The sequence below is a fragment of the Microbacterium sp. Leaf161 genome (assembly GCF_001423645.1).
GTDB lineage: Bacteria > Actinomycetota > Actinomycetes > Actinomycetales > Microbacteriaceae > Microbacterium > Microbacterium forte.
In genome coordinates this window covers 1,366,795-1,386,697 of record NZ_LMOW01000001.1, presented here as the reverse complement: position 1 = coordinate 1,386,697, position 19,903 = coordinate 1,366,795, and the positions used below count along the sequence as shown (strand labels likewise).

At 68.9% G+C, this 19,903-nt stretch carries 18 protein-coding genes; 11 read left to right on the top strand and 7 right to left on the bottom strand.

From position 1 onward, the window contains the following. Positions 1–120 precede the first annotated feature (120 nt). From ASF87_RS06815 to ASF87_RS06800, 4 genes are all read right to left on the bottom strand, one after another. Positions 121–1,554, bottom strand: a complete 1,434-nt coding sequence (locus tag ASF87_RS06815) for a dihydrolipoyl dehydrogenase family protein (protein WP_056375148.1) — start codon at positions 1,552–1,554, stop codon at positions 121–123. A 449-nt stretch (positions 1,555–2,003) separates the two neighbouring features. Next, positions 2,004–3,374: an MFS transporter gene (locus ASF87_RS06810; RefSeq protein WP_056375146.1), complete on the bottom strand. Its 1,371-nt coding sequence runs from the start codon at positions 3,372–3,374 to the stop codon at positions 2,004–2,006. Positions 3,375–3,431: 57 nt separating this feature from the next. Then, positions 3,432–4,541, bottom strand: coding sequence for a lactonase family protein (locus ASF87_RS06805; protein WP_056375143.1), 1,110 nt, complete (start codon positions 4,539–4,541; stop codon positions 3,432–3,434). Positions 4,542–4,548: 7 nt separating this feature from the next. Next, positions 4,549–5,835, bottom strand: coding sequence for an adenylosuccinate synthase (locus tag ASF87_RS06800; protein ID WP_042540385.1), 1,287 nt, complete (start codon positions 5,833–5,835; stop codon positions 4,549–4,551). 332 nt (positions 5,836–6,167) lie between these two features. Between ASF87_RS06800 and ASF87_RS06795 the strand changes: the two genes are divergently transcribed. The 9 genes from ASF87_RS06795 (at position 6,168) to ASF87_RS06755 (ending at position 14,755) form a co-directional block, all read left to right on the top strand. Further along, entirely contained in the window at positions 6,168–7,103 is a 936-nt protein-coding gene (locus ASF87_RS06795) for a DMT family transporter (protein ID WP_056376379.1), read from the top strand. 249 nt (positions 7,104–7,352) lie between these two features. Continuing rightward, on the top strand, positions 7,353–8,063 hold the full coding sequence (locus ASF87_RS06790) for a Pr6Pr family membrane protein (RefSeq protein WP_056375141.1): 711 nt from the start codon (positions 7,353–7,355) through the stop codon (positions 8,061–8,063). Between the two features lie 259 nt (positions 8,064–8,322). Next, positions 8,323–9,477, top strand: coding sequence for an AAA family ATPase (locus ASF87_RS06785; protein ID WP_235558890.1), 1,155 nt, complete (start codon positions 8,323–8,325; stop codon positions 9,475–9,477). Positions 9,478–9,484: 7 nt separating this feature from the next. After that, positions 9,485–10,372, top strand: coding sequence for a DUF58 domain-containing protein (locus tag ASF87_RS06780; protein WP_056375137.1), 888 nt, complete (start codon positions 9,485–9,487; stop codon positions 10,370–10,372). Beyond that, positions 10,359–10,850: a hypothetical protein gene (locus tag ASF87_RS06775; protein WP_056375135.1), complete on the top strand. Its 492-nt coding sequence runs from the start codon at positions 10,359–10,361 to the stop codon at positions 10,848–10,850. Before ASF87_RS06780 ends, ASF87_RS06775 begins: the two co-directional genes overlap by 14 nt. Then, positions 10,841–11,827: a vWA domain-containing protein gene (locus ASF87_RS06770; RefSeq protein WP_056375133.1), complete on the top strand. Its 987-nt coding sequence runs from the start codon at positions 10,841–10,843 to the stop codon at positions 11,825–11,827. Before ASF87_RS06775 ends, ASF87_RS06770 begins: the two co-directional genes overlap by 10 nt. After that, entirely contained in the window at positions 11,824–12,855 is a 1,032-nt protein-coding gene (locus tag ASF87_RS06765; RefSeq protein ID WP_056375131.1) for a vWA domain-containing protein, read from the top strand. The genes ASF87_RS06770 and ASF87_RS06765 overlap by 4 nt, the downstream gene beginning before the upstream one ends. After that, on the top strand, positions 12,852–13,640 hold the full coding sequence (locus ASF87_RS06760; RefSeq protein WP_056375129.1) for a hypothetical protein: 789 nt from the start codon (positions 12,852–12,854) through the stop codon (positions 13,638–13,640). The genes ASF87_RS06765 and ASF87_RS06760 overlap by 4 nt, the downstream gene beginning before the upstream one ends. Further along, complete coding sequence (locus ASF87_RS06755; RefSeq protein ID WP_056375127.1) at positions 13,634–14,755, top strand: hypothetical protein; 1,122 nt, start codon at positions 13,634–13,636, stop codon at positions 14,753–14,755. Before ASF87_RS06760 ends, ASF87_RS06755 begins: the two co-directional genes overlap by 7 nt. Positions 14,756–14,823: 68 nt before the next feature. Here the strand turns inward: ASF87_RS06755 and ASF87_RS06750 are convergent, their stop codons facing one another. The 3 genes from ASF87_RS06750 to ASF87_RS06740 all read right to left on the bottom strand — a co-directional run bounded on the left by ASF87_RS06750 (position 14,824) and on the right by ASF87_RS06740 (position 17,796). Next, positions 14,824–15,531 carry a ZIP family metal transporter gene (locus tag ASF87_RS06750; RefSeq protein WP_056375125.1) on the bottom strand — a complete coding sequence of 236 codons (708 nt, stop codon included), beginning with the start codon at positions 15,529–15,531 and terminating at the stop codon, positions 14,824–14,826. A 95-nt stretch (positions 15,532–15,626) separates the two neighbouring features. Beyond that, positions 15,627–16,418: an NAD(P)H-dependent oxidoreductase gene (locus ASF87_RS06745; RefSeq protein WP_056375123.1), complete on the bottom strand. Its 792-nt coding sequence runs from the start codon at positions 16,416–16,418 to the stop codon at positions 15,627–15,629. 13 nt (positions 16,419–16,431) lie between these two features. After that, complete coding sequence (locus ASF87_RS06740) at positions 16,432–17,796, bottom strand: MFS transporter (RefSeq protein WP_056375120.1); 1,365 nt, start codon at positions 17,794–17,796, stop codon at positions 16,432–16,434. A 100-nt stretch (positions 17,797–17,896) separates the two neighbouring features. On the opposite strand from ASF87_RS06740, the gene ASF87_RS06735 reads away from it, so the two are divergent. Continuing rightward, positions 17,897–18,301 carry a winged helix-turn-helix transcriptional regulator gene (locus ASF87_RS06735; protein WP_056375119.1) on the top strand — a complete coding sequence of 135 codons (405 nt, stop codon included), beginning with the start codon at positions 17,897–17,899 and terminating at the stop codon, positions 18,299–18,301. 50 nt (positions 18,302–18,351) lie between these two features. Beyond that, positions 18,352–19,785 (top strand): argininosuccinate synthase, encoded by a 1,434-nt coding sequence (gene argG / locus ASF87_RS06730; RefSeq protein ID WP_056375117.1) that lies wholly within the window; start codon positions 18,352–18,354, stop codon positions 19,783–19,785. Positions 19,786–19,903: the final 118 nt, after the last annotated feature.

The window sequence follows — 19,903 nt, the reverse complement described above, 5'->3', positions numbered from 1 at the left end:
GTGGGAAACAATCCTGCTCCGGGCGCGCCGATCGCGCCAGGTCTCTCACCGGCTGTTCGGAGCGGATGCCGCAGCGGATGGCGCCGCGCGGCATCCGCTCTTCGCATCCGCCCGACGCGATCATGCCGAGTCCCGCCCATAGGTCTCGAGCAGTCGCAGCCAGATCTCACTGATGGTGGGGTAGGCCGGGACCGCGTGCCAGAGCCGGGCGATCGGCACCTCGCCGACGATCGCCACAGTGGCCGTCTGCACGAGCTCGGCGACCTCGGGGCCCACGAACGTCGCACCGACGATGACATCGCGTTCCTTGTCGATGACGAGTCGCGCCTGGCCCTCGAACCCGTCTTCGTAGAGGCTCGCGCCGGCGACCGAGCCGAGGTCGTAGTCGATCACCGCGGCGTCGGTGCCCGCCTTGCGGGCGTCCGCCTCAGTCAGACCGACGGACGCGACCTCAGGGAACGAGAAGGTGACCTGCGGAGCCCCCGCGCTGTCTGCGGTCGCCACGTGCTTGCCCCAGGGAGCGTCGTCGACGCCCTCACCCTTGGCGCGTGCGGCGATCACGTCTCCGGCAGCGCGGGCCTGGTACTTGCCCTGGTGCGTGAGCAGAACCCGGCCGTTGACGTCGCCGACCGCATAGAGCCAGTCCGACCCGGGCACCCGCAGTGTGTCGTCGACGGTGATCCAGCGCCCGGCCTCGAGGCCCACGACGTCGAGGCCGATGTCGCCGCTGCGCGGAGAGCGCCCCGTGGCCACGAGCACCTCGGTCGCGGTGATCGTCGATCCGTCGTCGAGCACTATCGAGACGCCGTCGTCGCCGCGCGTGACGCTCGTGGTGCCGGTGTCTGTGCGCACGTCGACGCCGAGCTCCTTCAGCCCTGCCGCGACCCGCTCGCCCGCGAAGGGCTCCATCGACCCCAGCAGACCGCTGCGGGCGATGATCGTGACCACGGATCCGAGCGCCGCATAGGCCGAGGCCATCTCGACGGCGACCACTCCGCCACCGATCACCGCGAGCGACTCCGGAAGCTCCTCGGCGCTGGTCGCCTCGCGGCTGGTCCAGGGAGCGGACTCCTGCAGCCCCTCGATCGGCGGGATCACGGCATCCGACCCCGTGCTGATCGCGACCGCGTGGCGGGCGTGGATCACACGGGTGCCGCCATCGGCATCCGTCACCGTCACCTCGCGCTCGCCCGTGAGGCGACCGTGTCCGCGGGCGAGGTCGATGCCGGCCGAGTCGAGCCACTTCACCTGCCCGTCGTCAGACCAGTTGCTCGTGAACGAATCGCGACGGTCGAACACCGCGCGCACGTCGAGCCTTCCCGTCACGGCCTCGGCTGAGCCCTTGACCTTCTGCGCCGCGCGCAGCGCCTGGGCCGGACGCAGCAGGGCCTTCGACGGCATGCATGCCCAGTACGAGCACTCACCGCCGACCAGCTCGCTCTCCACGATGATCGCGGTCAAGCCGTTCTGCACGGCGCGGTCGGCGACGTTCTCGCCCACCGGTCCGCCGCCCAGGACGATCAGGTCGTATTCGTCTGTCTTCTCAGCAGTCATGAGATGCACCTCTCCGTCGCCCAGTCTTGCTCAAGAGCAACGTCGAGTCACGGGGTGGTTGTTCCGCTGGCCCGTCGCCGGGCGCGTCGGCAGTCTCGCAAGGCGCCTCGTCGGGGCTCGATCCGGGGCTCGACCCGGGGCTCGACCCGGGAGATCCGATCCGTCTGCAGGACCGATCCGATCCGTCTGCAGGACCGATCCGATCCGTCTGCAGGGCCGAGGCACGTTTGCAGGACCAGATCCACCTTTTCGTCCTGCATCTGCGCCGTGGTCCTGCACACGGACGAGCCCGCCGCTCCAACACCCCACCCAGCACCCAACACCCGGCACCCGTCCTCCGGTCATGGCTCGCCGCCGTGAACAATTCAGCACGAACCGGCCGAATCACCCCCGATGCCACCCGTTTCGGCCGGATCACCGCCATCCATGCTGCGTTATGAACGGCCGGCTCACGGCTCCCGGGGCGCGACGCGCACGGCGAGCACCGCCGCGACGAGCGCGATGATCGCGGCGAAGGCGAACACCGCGATGAACGGGTCTCCCGTCGCGGCCAGCCCGGTGAACAGCACGCCCGTGATCGCGAGGGCCAGCGCACTGCCGAAGGAGTCGGCCACGGTCATGGCAGAGCTGTTGAAGCCCTGGTTCTCGGGCGCCGACATCTCGAGCGTCAGGGCGCTGGTCCTCGGACTCATCAGGCCCATGCCGGCGCCTGCGACGATCCACGCGACGATGGTGACGACCACGGGTGCAGCGAGCACGGTGGCGACCAGGGCGAGAATCACGCCCACGACCACCAGCACCGTTCCGATGCGCACGGCCAGCACGCTCGAGAGCCTGGCTCCCATGCGTCCCTGCACGGTGGCGGCCGCCGACCAGGCGAGTGCGCCGCCCGTGAGCGAGAGCCCGGCGACGGTCGGCGAGACCTCGTAGCGCTCGGTCAGCAGGTAGGGGATGTAGACCTGAGCACCGAAGAACCCCGCGGCGGCGAGACCGCGCACGAGCAGCACCGACGGCAGACCCCGTTGCGCCCGCAGAGTGCCCTTCGGCAGCAGCGCACGAACCGCGATGAGCGCCACGACCACGGCTGCGGCCGCGAGCACTGGCCCGGCTCCCGGCAGATCGCCGACGAGATTCAGTGCGAGCACGGCGACCGCGGCGAGCACCGACCAGCCGAGCCGCCCGAAGGCCCACGGCGTGGTGGCGTCGCCTTCGCCCGAGAGTCCTCGGAGAGCAGGGACGACCATGAGCAGCGCGGGCACGACCAGGAAGACGACGCCGAGGAACACCCAGTGCCAGCTCCAGATCTCGGTGACGGCCCCGGCGACGGTGGGCCCGACCAGCGAGGGAACGACCCAGGCCGCAGCGAAGCCTGCGAAGATCGCCGGATGCAGGTCACGCGGGTATACGCGGGCGACGACCACGTAGAGCGCCACCATCAGCCCGCCGTTGCCGAGACCCTGCGCGAAGCGCCCGGCCACGAGAACTTCCATGCTCGGCGCGAGTCCGGCGACGATCAGCCCGATCACGAACAGGCCCACCGAGGCGTAGAGCGGGGCCACGGGCCCGCGGCGATCCGCCCAGTTGCCCGCCACGGCCATGCCGATGACTCCGGTGGCCAGGGGCCCCGCGAACGCGAGGGCGTACAGCCGGTCGCCGTCGAGGTCGGCGCTCACCGCAGGCATCACCGTGGTGACGGCGAGGGACTCGAACGCCCCCAGGAACACGAGCGCACAGGCGCCGATGGTGATCCAGAGGTAGGCGCCGCTCAGGATGCCGGTGGCGGGCTTCACGGTAGGAACCGCATCGGTGTCTATGGTCATAGGCTCGACCGTAGAACCTCAACAAAGGTTGAGGTCAAGCTGCGGCCTGCGACCGCCTCAGCGCACCGGCAGGATGTGCGTGGGCGCCGGAGCCTGCGCGATGTGCCGGATGTCGAGCGGTGCCCCTGTGCGCTCGTCGAGGTCGATCAGTGCGACGGTGTCGGAGCGCTGCCCAGCGACGAGCAGCTTGCCCTCGTGCACGAGGTGGTGGCGCGGCCAGTCGACCCCCGAGTCGGCGAGCGCGATCGCCTCGAGCGCTTCGCCTCCGCCGCGGACGCGCAGCGCGGCGATCGTGTTGCTGCCGCGCAGGGCCGTATAGAGGAACCGAGCGTCGCGGGTGCGGGCGAGCTCGGCGGGGAAGTCCACGCCGATCTCGGCGACGGGGCTCGCGAGCACCGACGACACGACCGCCCACGTGCCGTCGCGTCCTGCGGCGAGCGTGAACACCTCGCACGAGTACTCGGTCACCACGTGCAGGTGGCCGCTGGGGTGCGCGACCATGTGGCGCGGACCGGTGCCGAGGGGCAGCACGACCTCGTGATCGAGCACGAGGCCTCCGGCGATCGGACGCCAGATGCGCACGAGGTCGAAACCGAGGTCGGTCGTCGCGATGCGCCCGTCCGCGAGGAAGGCCGCGGAATGCGCATGCGAGGAGCGCGCATCGCCGGTGGCGGTCAGTTCTCCGGAGTACGGATCGGATGCCGCGGCGGCCACGCCGGCCGGCGCCGTCTCCTCGAGCTGTTCGCCGAGGAGTGCCGCGCGCAGCTCGGCGGCCTTGTTCACGGCATCCGGCACCAGCTGTCCCTGCGCGTCGATGCCGATGCGCACGACTCGCCCGTCGCCGTAGCAGCTCGCGATGAGGAACGATCCGCTCGACGACACCGCCACGTGGCACACGCCGTCGCCCGCGGCGACCGGCTCGCCGAGCGGCCGCAGAGCCGACTCGCCGCTGCGGCCGAACGCCTGCACACCGGCATCCCCCTCGAGCGCCGCATAGACGACATCGAGGGACGGATGCTGCGCCAGCCACGAGGGCGAGGAGGTGCGGGTGACCGCACCGCGGTACTCGAGCGCTGTCGGCGCACTCTCGTCACCGGCGAGCAGGCCGATGCCCTCGGCGGAGCCGTCCATCGCGGGGCCGTACCCGCCGAGCCAGAAGCGTGTCACGGGGCGCTCAGTCGAGCAGGTCGTGGCGCACGATGACCTGGTCGCGCTCGGGGCCCACACCGATGACCGAGATGCGCGTGTTGCTCATGCCCTCGAGTGCGATCACGTAGTCCTGCGCGTTCTTCGGCAGGTCGTCGAAGGTGCGCGCGGTCGAGATGTCCTCGCTCCAGCCGGGGAAGTACTCGAGCACGGGCGTCGCGTGGTGGAAGTCGGTCTGGTTGACCGGCACCTCGTCGAAGCGCCGACCGTCGACGTCGTAGGCGACGCACACCGGGATCTGCTCGAGCCCGGTCAGGATGTCGAGCTTGGTGAGCACGAGATCGGTGATGCCGTTGACCCGGGTCGCGTAGCGCGTGATCGGGGCGTCGTACCAGCCGACGCGGCGCGGCCGGCCGGTGGTGGTGCCGAACTCGAAGCCGCGCGAGCGCAGCCATTCGCCCTGCTCGTCGAACAGTTCGGTCGGGAACGGGCCCGAGCCGACGCGGGTCGTGTAGGCCTTGACGATGCCGACGATGCGGTCGAGAGCGCCGGGTCCGATGCCCGAGCCGGTCGATGCTCCACCGGCGGTGGCCGACGACGACGTGACGAACGGATAGGTGCCGTGGTCGACGTCGAGCATCGTGGCCTGGCCGCCCTCGAACACGACGACCTCGCCGCGGCGCAGAGCCTCGTCGAGCAGGTATCCGGTGTCGGCGACCATGGGCCGCAGGCGCTCGGCATACGACAGCAGGTCTTCGACGATCTCGTCCGCGGTGATCGCTCGACGGTTGAAGATCTTCACCAGCAGGTGATTCTTCTGGTCGAGGGCGCCCTCGACCTTCTGACGCAGGATGTTCTCGTCGAAGAGGTCCTGCACGCGGATTCCGACGCGGTTGATCTTGTCGGCGTAGGCCGGACCGATGCCGCGGCCGGTCGTGCCGATCATGCGCTTGCCGAGGAACCGCTCGGTGACCTTGTCGAGCGTGCGGTGGTACTGGGTGATCAGGTGCGCGTTGGCGCTCACCTTGAGGCGCGAGACGTCGATGCCGCGGCCGCCGAGCGCCTCGAGCTCGCTGAAGAGCACCTCGAGGTCGATCACGACGCCGTTTCCGATCACCGGGGTCACCCCTGGCGACAGGATGCCCGAGGGCAGCAGGTGCAGCGCGTACTTCTCGTTGCCGACCACGACGGTGTGGCCCGCGTTGTTGCCGCCGTTGAACTTGACGACCCAGTCGGTGCGCTCGCCGAGCAGGTCGGTGGCCTTGCCCTTGCCTTCATCGCCCCACTGGACGCCGACGATAACGATTCCTGGCATGGGTATCCCCCTTGCTTTCGCCGGGTTTGCACCGGCTGATGAGCTGGCCCTCTTCGGGCGGCTCCATCCTATCGAAGGTCGTTCGCCGACCCCCCGGGCTGCGGAGCGGCGATGCGTCGCTGCCGGCGGATCCCGTCCTCGGCCGTGCATCTGCAGGAGCGATTCACGGATGCAGGACGAGAGCCCGGACGTCGTCCTGCATCCGTGCTCCCATCCTGCAGATGGACTGCCGAAGCGGCGCCGGCGGACTCGACGGAGGACTGGCGGAAAAGCATCGGATGCTGTCGCTCGCGCGCATCGCCGATGTCGGTGGCCGGTGCCAGGATCGAAGGATGCCGAAGACCGTTCGCGCGATCCGCGACGACAGCCTGACCACAGCGAAGCCTCGAACCCAGGGCCCGCTCGTGCTCGTCGCCGCTCTGGTGACGGTGGTGCTGTGGGCGTCGGCGTTCATCGGCATCCGCGGCGCAGGGCCGCACTTCGATCCCGGCGCGCTGGCGCTGCTGCGCATGGCCGTGGGCACCGCGGTGCTCGCGATCATCGCGGTGCGCCACGGCATCCGTCTGCCCGAACGCCGGCACTGGTGGCTCGTCGCAGTGTGGGGGGTCGGCTGGTTCTGCGTCTACAACCTGGCCCTGAACGCCGCCGAGCGCACGCTCGACGCGGGCACCGCGGCGATGGTGGTCAACCTCGCGCCGCTCATGGTCGTGGTCTTCAGCGGGCTCTTCCTGCGGGAAGGTTTTCCCAAGCCCCTCATCATCGGGGCGCCGATCGCGTTCCTCGGGGTCGTGCTGATCGGCATGAACTCGTCGACGAGCGAGGGCCCCGACATCACCGGATTGCTGCTCGCGCTGCTCGCCGCCGTGATGTACGCGGGATGCACCCTGCTGCAGAAGCGCCTGCTCAGCGCCGGCACCGACGCGACGACATTGACCTTCCTCGGCGCCGCCGCCGGCACCGTCGCGCTGCTCCCCTGGGTGGGCAGCCTGATCGGCGCGCTGCAGACGGCTCCGCTCGGCTCGACGCTGTGGGTCGTGTATCTCGGCATCTTCCCGACGGCGATCGCCTTCACCACGTGGGCGTACGTGCTGCAGCGCAGCACCGCTGGCCAGACCTCCGCGACCACCTACGTCGTGCCGGCGATCGCGATCCTCCTGTCGTGGGCGATCCTCGGCGAGGTGCCGACCCTGCTCATGTTCGTCGGCGGCGCGCTGTGCCTGCTCGGAGTGCTCGTGACCCGGATGCGGTGGGGCCGCCGCACGGCCTGACCGTCGGCGTTCGTCCGGTGCGTGATCTCTCTCCGAAACCGGTCATCGAGCGCTGTGCCCGTGGGTGGCCAGAAAAGCACCTTGAACGCGACCATCCGATGCCCTTTTGACCACGCACCGCACGTCACCCACATCTTGCCCCGTCCACGCACCGCACTCCCATCGGCCCGCGGGCTCAGCGACGACATACCGACATATCGACCTAGCGTCGACACGCATCCTGACCGATAAAGTGTGCGCGGAGGCGAAATGACGACCTGGTGGCCCTACGCACGCCTCGCAGCGGCGGCGCTCGCACTCGCGGCGATCATCGCGCAGCTCGCGCGCAGCCTCGAGAATGCTCTCGCAACCACCACCGAGTGGGGTCAGCACCTGCCGACTGTCGCCGCGAACTTCTTCAGCTTCTTCACGATCCTGTCGAACCTGCTCGCGGCGATCGTGCTGATCGTCGCCGCGATCTGGGCGCTCCGCCATCGCAGAGACACCGAACTGGAGCCCACCTGGCTGGCGGTCCTCCTGGTCTGCGTCAGCACCTACATGATCGTCACCGGCATCGTCTACAACACGCTGCTTCGAGGGGTCGAACTGCCGCAGGGCTCCACGGTCCCCTGGTCGAACGAGGTGCTGCATGTCGTCTTCCCGCTCTTCCTGCTCGCCGACCTGCTGTTCGCCCCGCGTCGCCGCGCGCTGCGCTGGCGCACGGTCGCCATCGCCGCCCTCTTCCCGATCGTTTGGGTCGTCTACACGATGATCCGCGCGAACTTCATCATCGCCCCCGCCACCGGCGAGACCTGGTGGTACCCGTATCCGTTCCTCAACCCGCACATCGTGCCCGGCGGCTATCTCGGCGTCGCGGGCTACATCATCGGCATCGCCATCGCCATCATCGGCGTCGCCTGCTTCGTGGTGTGGGTCGGCCGCAGGAGGGCCAGGTCTGCCGAGCTCCACCCTCAGGTGTGAATTCGGCGAGCACCGGGCCGAGGATCGACCGTTCAGCCGGCCACGGGCTCATCGCACCTGCCGATCTACGCTCGGGCTCGCGCCCCCGCCGACACCTGCGGGCCGGGATCACGGATGCATGCCGCACGGGCCGTTCTGAGCATGCATCCGTGATCTCGACCTGCATCCGTGCCCGGGCCGAAGCGGCGAGATCGGATGCGGTTACGCTGGTCGACGGGGGTCGTCTACGCGTCCCCCGTGGGAACGAGGAGACATACCGATGAACGAGCCCTACGCGCCCGGCCCCTCTGCAGGTTCGACGCCGCCTCCGCCTCCGGCGCCCTCCGCCCAGGCAGCCCCACCGGCTCCACCCGCTCCTGCGACCCGCGACGCCGCAGCATCCGCTCCGGCAGCTCCTGCCGCGTCGACGTCTGCGAGCAAGAAGTCCGAGGCCCCTTCCGAGGCTGAGCTTCAGCGCGCAAGTGCCGTGCTCAAGACCGTGTCAGACGCGTACTCGGCCAAGATGGTCGGCCAGGAGCGCCTGCGGATGAGCCTGCTGATCTCGCTGATCGCGGGCGGCCACATCCTGCTCGAGAGTGTCCCGGGGCTCGCGAAGACGACCGCGGCGAGCACACTCGCCGACACGGTCAGGGCGCAGTTCAAGCGCATCCAGTGCACCCCCGACCTGCTGCCCAGCGACATCACCGGCAACCAGATCTACGACGCGGCGACCGGATCGTTCCGCACCGTGCTCGGACCGGTGCACGCGAACTTCGTGCTGCTCGACGAGATCAACCGCTCGAGCGCCAAGACCCAGAGCGCCATGCTCGAGGCCATGCAGGAGCACCAGACCACGATCGGCGGCGAGGTGCACCACCTGCCCAAGCCGTTCCTCGTGATCGCGACGCAGAACCCGATCGAGCAGGAGGGCACCTACGAGCTGCCCGAGGCGCAGATGGACCGCTTCCTGCTGAAGGAGATCGTCGAGTACCCGAGCCCAGCCGAGGAGTTCGAGATCCTCGGGCGCATCGACTCGGGGGTGCTCGACCCCGACCGCCACGTCTCGAGCGCGATCAGCCTCGACGACGTGCACATGCTGCAGGACGTCGCGAGCCGCATCTACGTCGACCCGGCCATCCGCAACTACATCGTCTCGATCGCGTACGTGACCCGAAACCCCGCGCCGTACATCGGCGAAGAGCGTGCCCGCTTCATCAAGTACGGCGCGAGCCCTCGTGCGAGCATCGCGTTCCTGCAGGCATCCCGCGCTCTGGCGCTGCTGAACGGACGCGGCCACGTGATCCCGGAGGACATCCGCTCGCTGCGCCACCTCGTGCTGCGCCACCGTGTGCTGCTGACCTTCGAGGCCGACGCAGACGGCATCCGCAGCGAAGAGATCATCGACCAGATCTTCGCCGCAGTGCCCACGCCCTGACCTCGCCATGGCCAGCCTGATCGCCCAGGTGAAGAGCAAGCTCTTCATCCACTCGTCGCGCAAGTCGCTGCACGCGCTCGACGGCGCCTACGCGTCGCTGCTGCACGGCCGCAGCCTCGACTTCGAGGACCTGCGCAAGTACGAGTACGGCGATCAGGTGCGCGACATCGACTGGCGCGCCACGGCACGACTGGGCACCCCACTGGTCAAGCGGCACCGCGCGATGCGGATGCACACGATCCTGTTCGTGGTCGACACCGGACGCTCGATGGCCGCGCTCGCGCACGACGAGAAGTCGAAGAAGGACCTCGCGATCCTCGCCACCGGCGTGCTCGGCGTGCTCGCACTTCGGCACGGCGACGACTTCTCGCTCGTCTACGGCGACTCCGATCGCATCCGCCGTCGCGCACCGGGTCGCAGCGAGGGCGCGCTCGAGCATGCCCTGCGCACGATCGATCAGTCGATCGATTCGAGCACGGCATCGAGCGACCGAGACGCGCTCCTGTCTTACGTGACCCGCACGATCTCGCGGCGCATGATCGTCGTCGTCATCACCGACGAGGCGCCGGTCACGTCGGAGACCGAGCGGATGCTGCGCCGACTGCGCGTGCAGCACGACGTGCTGTGGCTGACCGTGAGCGACGCCGACCCCGTGCTCGACCACGCGACGGGCACCATCCGCAGCGATGTCGACAGCATGTGGGAGGTGCCCGACTTCGTGCAGGGCGACCCCGACATCATCCGCGAGCTCGCAGCGCAGACCGAGGCCGACGCCACGCGTCTGGCAGAGCTGCTCAAGCGCATGGAGATCAGCCACAGCGCTCTGGCAGGTCAGGATGACGCCGTCTCGCAGCTGCTGCAGCTGCTGAATCGGAGGTCGAATGCCCGGCTCTGATGAGCTCTACCCGCCGTTCCAATACGGCTGGGGTTGGCTCCTCCTCGCCTTCGGAATCCTGCTGCTGCTGATCGCGGCGGCGTGGCTGATCGTCGCCCTGACGCGTCCGCGGCGCGACCTCACGCTGACGCGCGACGCACAGGGACCGACTCTGCTCACGACCGACGTGCTCTCGCAGCTGAGGGTCGAGTACTTCGACCGCATCCAGCGCATCGAAGACGACTACCGCGCACGCACGCTCTCGGCCCGCAACGCGAACCTCGAGCTCAGCCGGGTGGTGCGCACGTTCGTGAACGAATACAGCGGCCTCGAGGCGCCGGTGCTCGCTCTCGACGATCTCGTCGCTCGCGGAGTGCACCCCGCGCTCGTCGACGCCATGGGCCGTCATTACTATCCGAGCATCTTCCGACCGGGCCCTGCGATCGATCCGATCGCCGGCGCCGAGGCGGCCAGAACGGTGGTGCGCACATGGCACTAGCGAACGGGTGGCTCATCCTCGTCGCCGTCGGCGTCGTCGTGATCGCGATCGCGCTCGGCATCGTGCTCGGTCTGCGCAGCACTGCGAAGACCGAGGCGCACGAGCGCGCTCGTGTCGCCCGAGCCGAACGGCTGCGCGCGCTTCCGACCTTCCGGCAGGCGCTGAACCGACGAGTGCTGGCGCTGTCGAGCATCCTGCTGATCGGCGTGGTCGCAACCCTGGCCGCCGGAGTCGTCTCGGCGCGCCCGATGGCGTCGCAGACCATCCAGCCCGTCAACACGAGCCGCGACATCATGCTGTGCCTCGACGTCTCAGGGTCGATGAGCGAGGTCGACGTCGAGGTGCTCACGGTCTTCGAGGAGCTGCTCGAGGATTTCGAGGGCGAACGCATCGGTCTCACGATCTTCAACAGCTCGCCCGTGCAGATCTTCCCCTTGACCGATGACTACGAGTTCATCCGCGACCACCTGCAGAGCATCCGCGAGAGCTTCGAGTTCACCGAGTCGATCCCCGAGCACTGGGTCGGCACGCTCAACGGCAACGGCGCCTCGCTGATCGGCGACGGTCTGGCCGCGTGCGCGATGGCATTCGACCACCCCGATGACGAGCGGTCGCGATCGATCATCTTCGCCACCGACAACGAGGTCAACGGCGCCTCGATCGTCACTCTCGACGAAGCGGCGGCGTACGCCGATTCGAACGGGGTGCGGGTGTTCGCGCTCAACCCGGTGCAGGGCAAAGACGCCGACGTCAGCGCGGAGCTCGCGAAGGCCGCCGAAGCCACGGGTGGCGCCGCCTACGGTCTGCGCGACACGACCACCGTGAGCGACATCGTCGCGCAGGTGCAGGAGCAGGAGGCGTCCGCGCTGCAGGGTCAGGCGCAGGTCGTCTGGACCGACGCCCCGAACCTCTGGATCGTCGTGCTGATGATCTCGATGCTCTCGTTCATCGTCGTGCTCTGGAGGGTGAGACTGTGATCTTCCAGCCTGTGCTCAACGTCCTCCTCCTGGCGCTTCTCTGCGCGCCGGTGGCCGCTCTCGCCGTGATCGCGCTGATGAAGGCCAAGGGACGCGACAGGGCCCTGTGGGCCATGCGGCTGGTCATGCTGCTCGCGTGCTTCGTCATGTTCCTGCGCCCGGGGATCCCCGGGGGTGCGACAGAGACTCTCGCCACCGACACCGACATCGTGCTCGTCGTCGATACGACTGCGAGCATCGTCGCCGAGGACTGGAACGGAGACGAGCCGCGCCTGGACGGCGTCCGCGCCGACGTGCAGGCCATCGTCGACGAGTACCCGGGCGCCCGCTTCGCCCTGATCACCTTCGACGCCTCGGCGGATCTGCGCATGCCGCTCACCACCGATACGACCGCGCTCGTCTCATCGCTCGAGGTGCTCCGCCCCGAGGTGACGAGCCAGTCGCGCGGCAGCTCGATCGGCATCGCCAACCAGCTGCTCACCGACACGCTGTCGAACGCGGCCGAGACCTCGCCCGACCGCTCGCGCATGGTGTTCTACTTCGGCGACGGCGAGCAGACGGTGACGTCGCCGCCCGAGCCGTTCGACGGCAGCGAGAAGCTCACAGACGCCGGCGCCGTTCTCGGCTACGGCACCGCCGAAGGCGGGCCGATGAGGCTCACCACCGGCGGCGTCGACGGCTCGTCGAGCGAGTACATCGAATATCAGGGGGCGAACGCCCTGTCGGTGATCGACGAGGCGAACCTCGAGGCGATCGCCTCGGATCTCGGCGTCGAGTACCAGCACCGCACGGCGGATGCCGAGCTGACACTGCCTGCCGCCCCATCGACCACCACCAGCTATGCCGAGTCGGGTTCGGTCGGCAACGTCACCGAACTGTACTGGATCGCCGCCCTCGTCGTCGTGGCGCTGCTCGGGGTGGAGCTCACGAGGGCGAGCATGCTCGTGGCCCGGCTGCGTCTGCTGCGAGCGCCGTCGGCGTCGGCGTCACCGCGCCGGAAGAAGCCGACCGGCGGAGGTGCCGCATGACCGATCTGTCGACCCAGGCGGGCGCGACGCCACCCGTCAGCCCCGACGACCTGAAGGCGTCGGCCGCCGCTGCGCTGCTCGCCTCGAATCGCCGGCGGCGCAGCATCCGACGCTGGATCGCGATCGGCACCCTGCCCCTCGCGCTGGCGGCGCTGCTGTTCGTCGGCAAGATCCTCAGCATGTACGCGTTCGCGCACCAGTCGATCACCGCCTATGTGGCCGACGACTACTCGGGTTCCGAGGCATCGGCCCGAGGCCAGGAGTTCCTCAACTGGTTCGAGCCCTACAAGGCGCCGTTCAACGTGGGAACCGCTCTCGCCGGTGCCGAGAAGCTGCCGGAGGCGCGGGTCAAACTCGAGGAGTCGCTCGACCTCGCGACCGGCCTCGAGGTGTGCACGGTGCGCATCAACCTGGGACTGGTGCTCGAGCGCATGGGAGACGCGGCTCGGGCCGACGGCGACGGTGCAGCAGCCGCCGAGTTCTACGGCGAAGCACTCACCCTGACGACCGAGACGCCAGAGGAATGCAACAGCGAAGAGGCCCAGGAGCAATCGTCCGACCCTGACCGCGACATGCAGCAGAGCAAGGAAGACCTCGAAGACCGTCTGAAGCAGAAGCAGCAGAACGAGCAGCAGCCGCCCCCGGAGGAGCAGCAGGAGCAGGAGCCGCAGCCCTCGGAGGAGAAGCTCGAAGAACTCGAGAAGAAGCTGGAGCAGGGCACGCAGGAGCGCGATCAGCAGCAGGGCGACGACGGCGGAGGCTCGGGGACGGACAAGCCATGGTGATGGATCACGAGAAGCAGCGGGCGCGCTACGTCGCCGGCTCCGAGGGTGCGCCGCCCGTGCCGCCACCCGGCGGCTATCGAAACGCACGCCGTCAGGCCGGTCCCGTCGTGCAGCATCCGGGTGCACCGGCCATGTCGGGCACGGCGACCACCGCCGAGGCCGCGGCGGAGGAGAAGAAGCCGGCGAACGCGTTCGGCTGGGTCGCGCTCGTCGCCGGCGTCCTGTTCGCTCTGATCCTGCTCATCACGCTGGCCATCGGAGCGACCGACGCGCTCTACGGTGTGACGATGCTTGCGCTGCAGCTGGTGGTCGTCGCCGTCATCATCGGCGCGATGTTCACCGCTCGCGGACGCACCCTGGGAGCCGTCGCCCTCGCGATCACCCTGATCTTCAACGTCGCCACGGTGGGCGGCATCGGCGCACTGCAGACCTCGGCCTCCGGCAGCTACGACGGAATGAAGACCGACGAGCAGAAGCACGAAGAGGCCTACCCGGGCATCAAGGGCACGGACCCGCAGGATGCGCTGCGGCAGCAGTCGCTCGAAGAGGTGCAGGCCGAGGCCGACAGCCTGTTCGCCGACATCCGCGAGCGCGTCACCGCCGAATACGGGTACGACTGGGTGCAGGTCGGCGACGAGGATCTGCGCCCCGAGCGCAACGGCTACGGCGGAGAGTCGATGCTCATCGAATACACCTCCGTCGGCTGGGCGACGACCGAGCCGATCCAGGACTACAGCCTCAAACTCGAGGTCATGGCCACGATCGACGAGGTCGTCGCCGAGCACGGTCTGCCGTCGCTGTACTCGTTCAACGGCGAGTACTCGGGAATCGATCCGTCGATGATCGCCAAGCTCTACGGCAGCGAGGACCCCCGCGAACAGCACACGTGGGAGTACTACACCGAGAACTACCCCGATCCGATGCGCTTCTACGCGAACATCTTCGACCTCTCGAACGACCCGTCCGGCGACTTCCTGAAGACCCGGGAGGCGCAGAACGCCCGCACCGGAGAACCGCTCGAAGGGCTGCAGATGGTCGTCATCGCGAGCGCAGTGCTCAGCGACGCCGACCGCGCCGAGTTCGAGGAGAAGCTGCAGGAGTACCCCGGGTTCTGAGTCCCGGTAGGCAGGTCGCGCGCCGGATGGCGGGCGGCCGCACCGGCATCGGCAGCCTTGACCCGCTCTCAGCTCGCGAGCGACAGCCCGGCGGCGAGCGCGAAGCCGAGCACCGTCGCGAGCCCCGTCACTTGCTTCGCCTTCTCCTGCGCGTCGGGAACCATCGAGTCGACGAGCATCACGAGCAGCGCACCGGCCGCGAAGCCGCTCGCACCCGCACGGAACTCGTCGCCGGTCGCACTCGCCAGCCCGAAGCCCGCGACGGTCGCGAGTGCGCAGATCACCGAGATGCCGGCCCAGAGCAGCAGCACGCGCGACTTGGCCATGCCGCCCTTCAGCAGGTCGGCGGCCGAGCCGATCGACTCCGGCAGGTTAGAGACCACGATCGCCACGACGAGCGCGATGCTCACCGGCTCGCCGGATGCCAGACCGATGCCCAGTACGAGCTGCTCGGGGATGCCGTCGAGCAGCGCGCCGAGCGCGAGCGGCGCCCCGGCCCCCTGATCCTTCGACTTCGCGGCTCGCGCATCGAGGAGCCTGTCTGCAAGGAAGTACGCCAGCGCGCCGGCCGCGACGCCGATGACCAGCGGAATGGGCCCGGCGAGGTCAAGACCCTCCTCCCACAGCTCGAACGCGATGGAGGCCATGAGCGCACCGGCGCCGAAGCCCAACACGATGCCGAGCCAGCGCGGCGGCCAGGTGCGCAGCAGGGCCAGCACCGCCCCGACGAAAAGGGGCGAGGCCGCGACGACGCCCCAGAGAATCGCTCCACCCATGTGCCGCCTCCTTCACGGACACTCTGCCACCGCTGCGGCGGAAATCGCAGATGCATCCGGCTCACCCCGCGCGTCACCGCCGCCTCGCGCTCCGCTCAATGGCCTCGCACGCGGTGAATGCCGAGGTCGGTGCGACCGGGCAGAAGGTCCGCTCGAAGCGCTCGGGTTCCGTGATAGTCGCCGTCGCGCAGCCGGCGGTAGGGATGGCTCGGTGATTCATCGCGGATCCCCGAGAGCCGTTCGACCAGGCGCGCGCTCTCGTGATCGATGCCCGCCGAGTCCATTCCGTCGGCGTCGTGGACGACATGCAGGTCGAGCGGCTCGATGCCCGTGTACCAGAGGGTTCCGTGGGTGAGAGGGAACATCAGCGAGTCCAGATCACCGCTGACGCCCCGTTCCCCGATGGACCGGTCGTCCTCCCCCGCCGTGACGATCACGAGGGCTCGGCGCCCCGCGAGAGGCCCCTCGCCGTACCGCAGCGGAAGACCGGTCTCGGCATCCGAGGGGCCGTACGCGAACCCGTTGGTGAGAACACGGTCGAACCACCCCTTGAGGATCGCCGGCGGGCCGTACCACCACAGCGGGAACTGGAGCACGACGAGATCGGCCGCCCCGAGTTTGCGCTGTTCCTCGATCACATCCGCCGGCAGCTGCCCTGCGGCGAACGCCTCGCCCATGAGATCGACGACATTGCCCTCCCTGCCATGGGGCTCGCCGAGATCCTGGGCGGCGAGAACGGGGTCGAACCGCTGAGCGTAGAGATCGGTGATCTCGACGTGGTGGTCGCCCGAGAGGGCTTCGACTCCGTCGCGGAACAGGCGGGCGTTGAAGGAATTCTGCTGGGGGTGGGCATAGATCCAGTGGACGGTCGGGCGCGATGCGGACACGGACGGCCTTTCTTCAGTGGGAGACGGGGTGACGGGCTGTGCGCCGCCACAGCGGCAGGAGTGCGGCGGCGACGACCGCCCCGGCTGCGACGAGCAGGGCGACGACGAATCCGCGAGACCCTGCGATCACGGCGATCGTGCCGAGCACCGCGATGCCGAGACCGCCGCCGAGGGCGAAGCCGACCTCCTGGATCGCCCCCACCTGACCGGCGTCGTCTTCGGTCGTCACGTCGAAGAGCGTGGTTGCGGCGAGTGTCGCCGCGACCCCGAATCCCACTCCGACCAGCACGAGCGGGATCGCGACGAGATCGACCCCGGTCGACAGCCAGATGAGCCCCGCGCCCTGCACGACGAGAGCGAGCACCGTGAGCGTGGGTGAGCTCAGCCACCGCAGGAACAGGGGGGCGAGCACTCCGCCGAGCGCGATCGCCACAGCTTGGGGAAGAATCGCGATTCCGGCCTCGGCCGCGCTGTAGCCCCTGGCGTCCTGCAGGTGCAGGCTCACCAGGAGAACGGATGCCGTCGACACCCCGCCGCTCGCCACGATGCGCACGATGGCGGGGCTGAAACCGGGTACTCGGAAGAGTCGCATGTCGATGAGAGGCTCGGCGAGGATGCGCTGGCGGCGGATGAAGAACACGAGCGTGCCGACCGCGACCACGCCGGCGACGCCCGCGGCGAGGGGAGCGGCGAGCACCTCGTGCAGGGCGAAGACGAGGGCTCCGAGCGCGACGATCGACGACACGATGCTGAGGATGTCCCACGACGGCCGCCGCGAGCTGCGAGAGTCGGGCACGAGCCAGATCGCGAGCACACCGGCGACGACCGCGAGCGGCACACTGCCCAGCAGCAGCCAGCGCCATCCCGGGCCTTCCGTGACGAACCCGCCGAGCACGGGGCCGAGCGCGCTGCCCGCGCCGAAGGTCGCGGTCCACAGCCCATAGGCCAGCACGCGCTGCCGTGCGTGATAGTGCGCGCCGATCGTGGCGACGACACCTGCCACGACGAAGGCTTCTGCCACGCCGAGAAGCGCGCGGACGACGATCAGCACCATCCCGTCCTGGGCGAACCCGCCCACCAGGTTGAGCACGGCGAAGCCCGCGAGGCCTGCGAGCACGATGCGCTTGCGCCCGAACGCGTCGCCGATCCGGGCGGCGATGATCAGGGTCGCCGCCAACGAGAGCGCGTAGACGTCGACGAGCCACAGGGCGCCACTGTCGCTGAGGGTGAGGTCGCCGCGGATCGCGGGCAGCGCGGTCGACATGCTGCTGATCGCGAGCGCCCCGATCAGGATGCCGAGGAGCAGCGGGATCATGGCCAGCCACGGATGCATGGCCGTGCGCGGACGGGCGGATGCCGTAGGGGTCGAGAAGGTCACCGCCTCAGTCTCGTGGGCGAGTACACTTCAGGCAAGTACGGTCATTCAGGGTACATAGTGACCGTTTGGATACCATTGCGACGAACGGAAGGCGGATCCCATGAGGGAGAAGACGGAGCGCATCGTCCGGGAGTGGGGCGACGCGTGCGACGCGGAGGTCTCGATCGCGGTGCTCGGCGGGGCCTGGAAGCCCAGCATCCTGAGCCTGCTCGGCGAGCATGAGGTGCTGCGATTCGGCGAGCTCAGCAGGTTGCTCGACGAGCCGACCGCTCGCGTGCTCACCCGTCAGTTGCGTGAGCTCGAAGACGACGGGCTGCTCATCCGCACGGTGTACCGCCAGGTGCCGCCCAAGGTCGAATACCGGCTGAGCGACCTCGGCCGGGGGGCGATGCCCCTGGTCGAAGCGCTCACCGACTGGGGCGGTCGGTATGCGGCTCACCAGCGAGGCGAACTCGAACGGCTCGACACCGAACCCGAGACGCTCGACGCCGCCGTCGCACGCTGACTCCCCTTCCCGTCCGAAACAGCCGACACGCCGCCGATAGACTGGGAAGCATGTCCAAGGTCCTCCAGTCACTTCCCGTCGGCGAGCGCGTCGGCATCGCCTTCTCCGGAGGACTCGACACCTCCGTCGCCGTCGCGTGGATGCGCGACAAGGGTGCCGTCCCCTACACGTACACCGGCGATCTCGGGCAGTACGACGAAGACGACATCGAGTCGATCCCCGGTCGCGCTCTCGAATACGGCGCCCAGGCCTCGCGTCTGGTCGACTGCAAGACCGCCCTGGTCGAAGAGGGTCTCGTCGCACTGTCGTGCGGCGCCTTCCACATCCGCTCGGGCGGACGCACCTACTTCAACACGACGCCCCTCGGTCGCGCCGTCACCGGCACGCTTCTCGTGCGCGCCATGAAGGAAGACGGCGTCGACATCTGGGGCGACGGCTCGACCTACAAGGGCAACGACATCGAGCGGTTCTACCGCTACGGCCTGCTGGCCAACCCGCGCCTGCGCGTGTACAAGCCCTGGCTCGACGCCGACTTCGTCACCGAGCTCGGCGGCCGCAAGGAGATGAGCGAATGGCTCGTCGCCCATGACTTCCCCTACCGCGACTCGGTCGAGAAGGCGTACTCGACCGACGCCAACATCTGGGGTGCCACGCACGAGGCCAAGACCCTCGAGCACCTGGACGTCTCGCTCGAGACGGTCGACCCGATCATGGGTGTGAAGTTCTGGGACCCCTCCGTCGCGATCGAGACCGAAGACGTCTCCGTCACGTTCGAGGCCGGCCGCCCGGTCGCCATCAACGGCGTCGAGTACACCGACCCGGTGGCCCTCGTCATGGAGGCCAACACGATCGGCGGGCGCCACGGCCTCGGCATGAGCGACCAGATCGAGAATCGCATCATCGAGGCGAAGTCGCGCGGCATCTACGAGGCTCCGGCCATGGCGCTGCTCTTCATCGCCTACGAGCGCCTCGTCAACGGCATCCTGAACGAAGACACCCTCGCGACCTACCACGAGCAGGGTCGCCGTCTCGGTCGTCTCATGTACGAGGGACGCTGGCTCGAGCCGCAGTCGCTCATGCTTCGCGAGTCGATCCAGCGCTGGGTCGGCCTCACGATCTCGGGCACCGTCACGATCCGTCTGCGCCGCGGAGACGACTGGACGATCCTCGACACCACGTCGCCCAACCTGTCGTACGGCCCCGAGAAGCTCTCGATGGAGCGCGTCGGCGACGCCGCCTTCGGCCCGGTCGACCGCATCGGACAGCTCACGATGCGCAACCTCGACATCGCCGACTCGCGCTCGCGCCTCGAGCAGTACGCAGGTCTCGGCCTGATCGGCGGAGCGACCGGTGAGCTCGTCGGGCGCGTCACCGCCGGCGAGTCGGGCGAGATCACTGGTTCCGTCGAGGAGGTCGACGAGAACCTCGCCGACGCGGTCGACACCGCATCCGAGGGCGCGGCCTTCGACTCCGGGCTCGACTGACACTCGGTTCTTCGGGAGGGGGCGGATGCTGCGGCATCCGCCCCCTTTTGCGTGTGCTCGGCGATTCGGCGTTCACAATTCAGCATTAACGTCGGGCTTCGACGCTGGATCGCGCTGG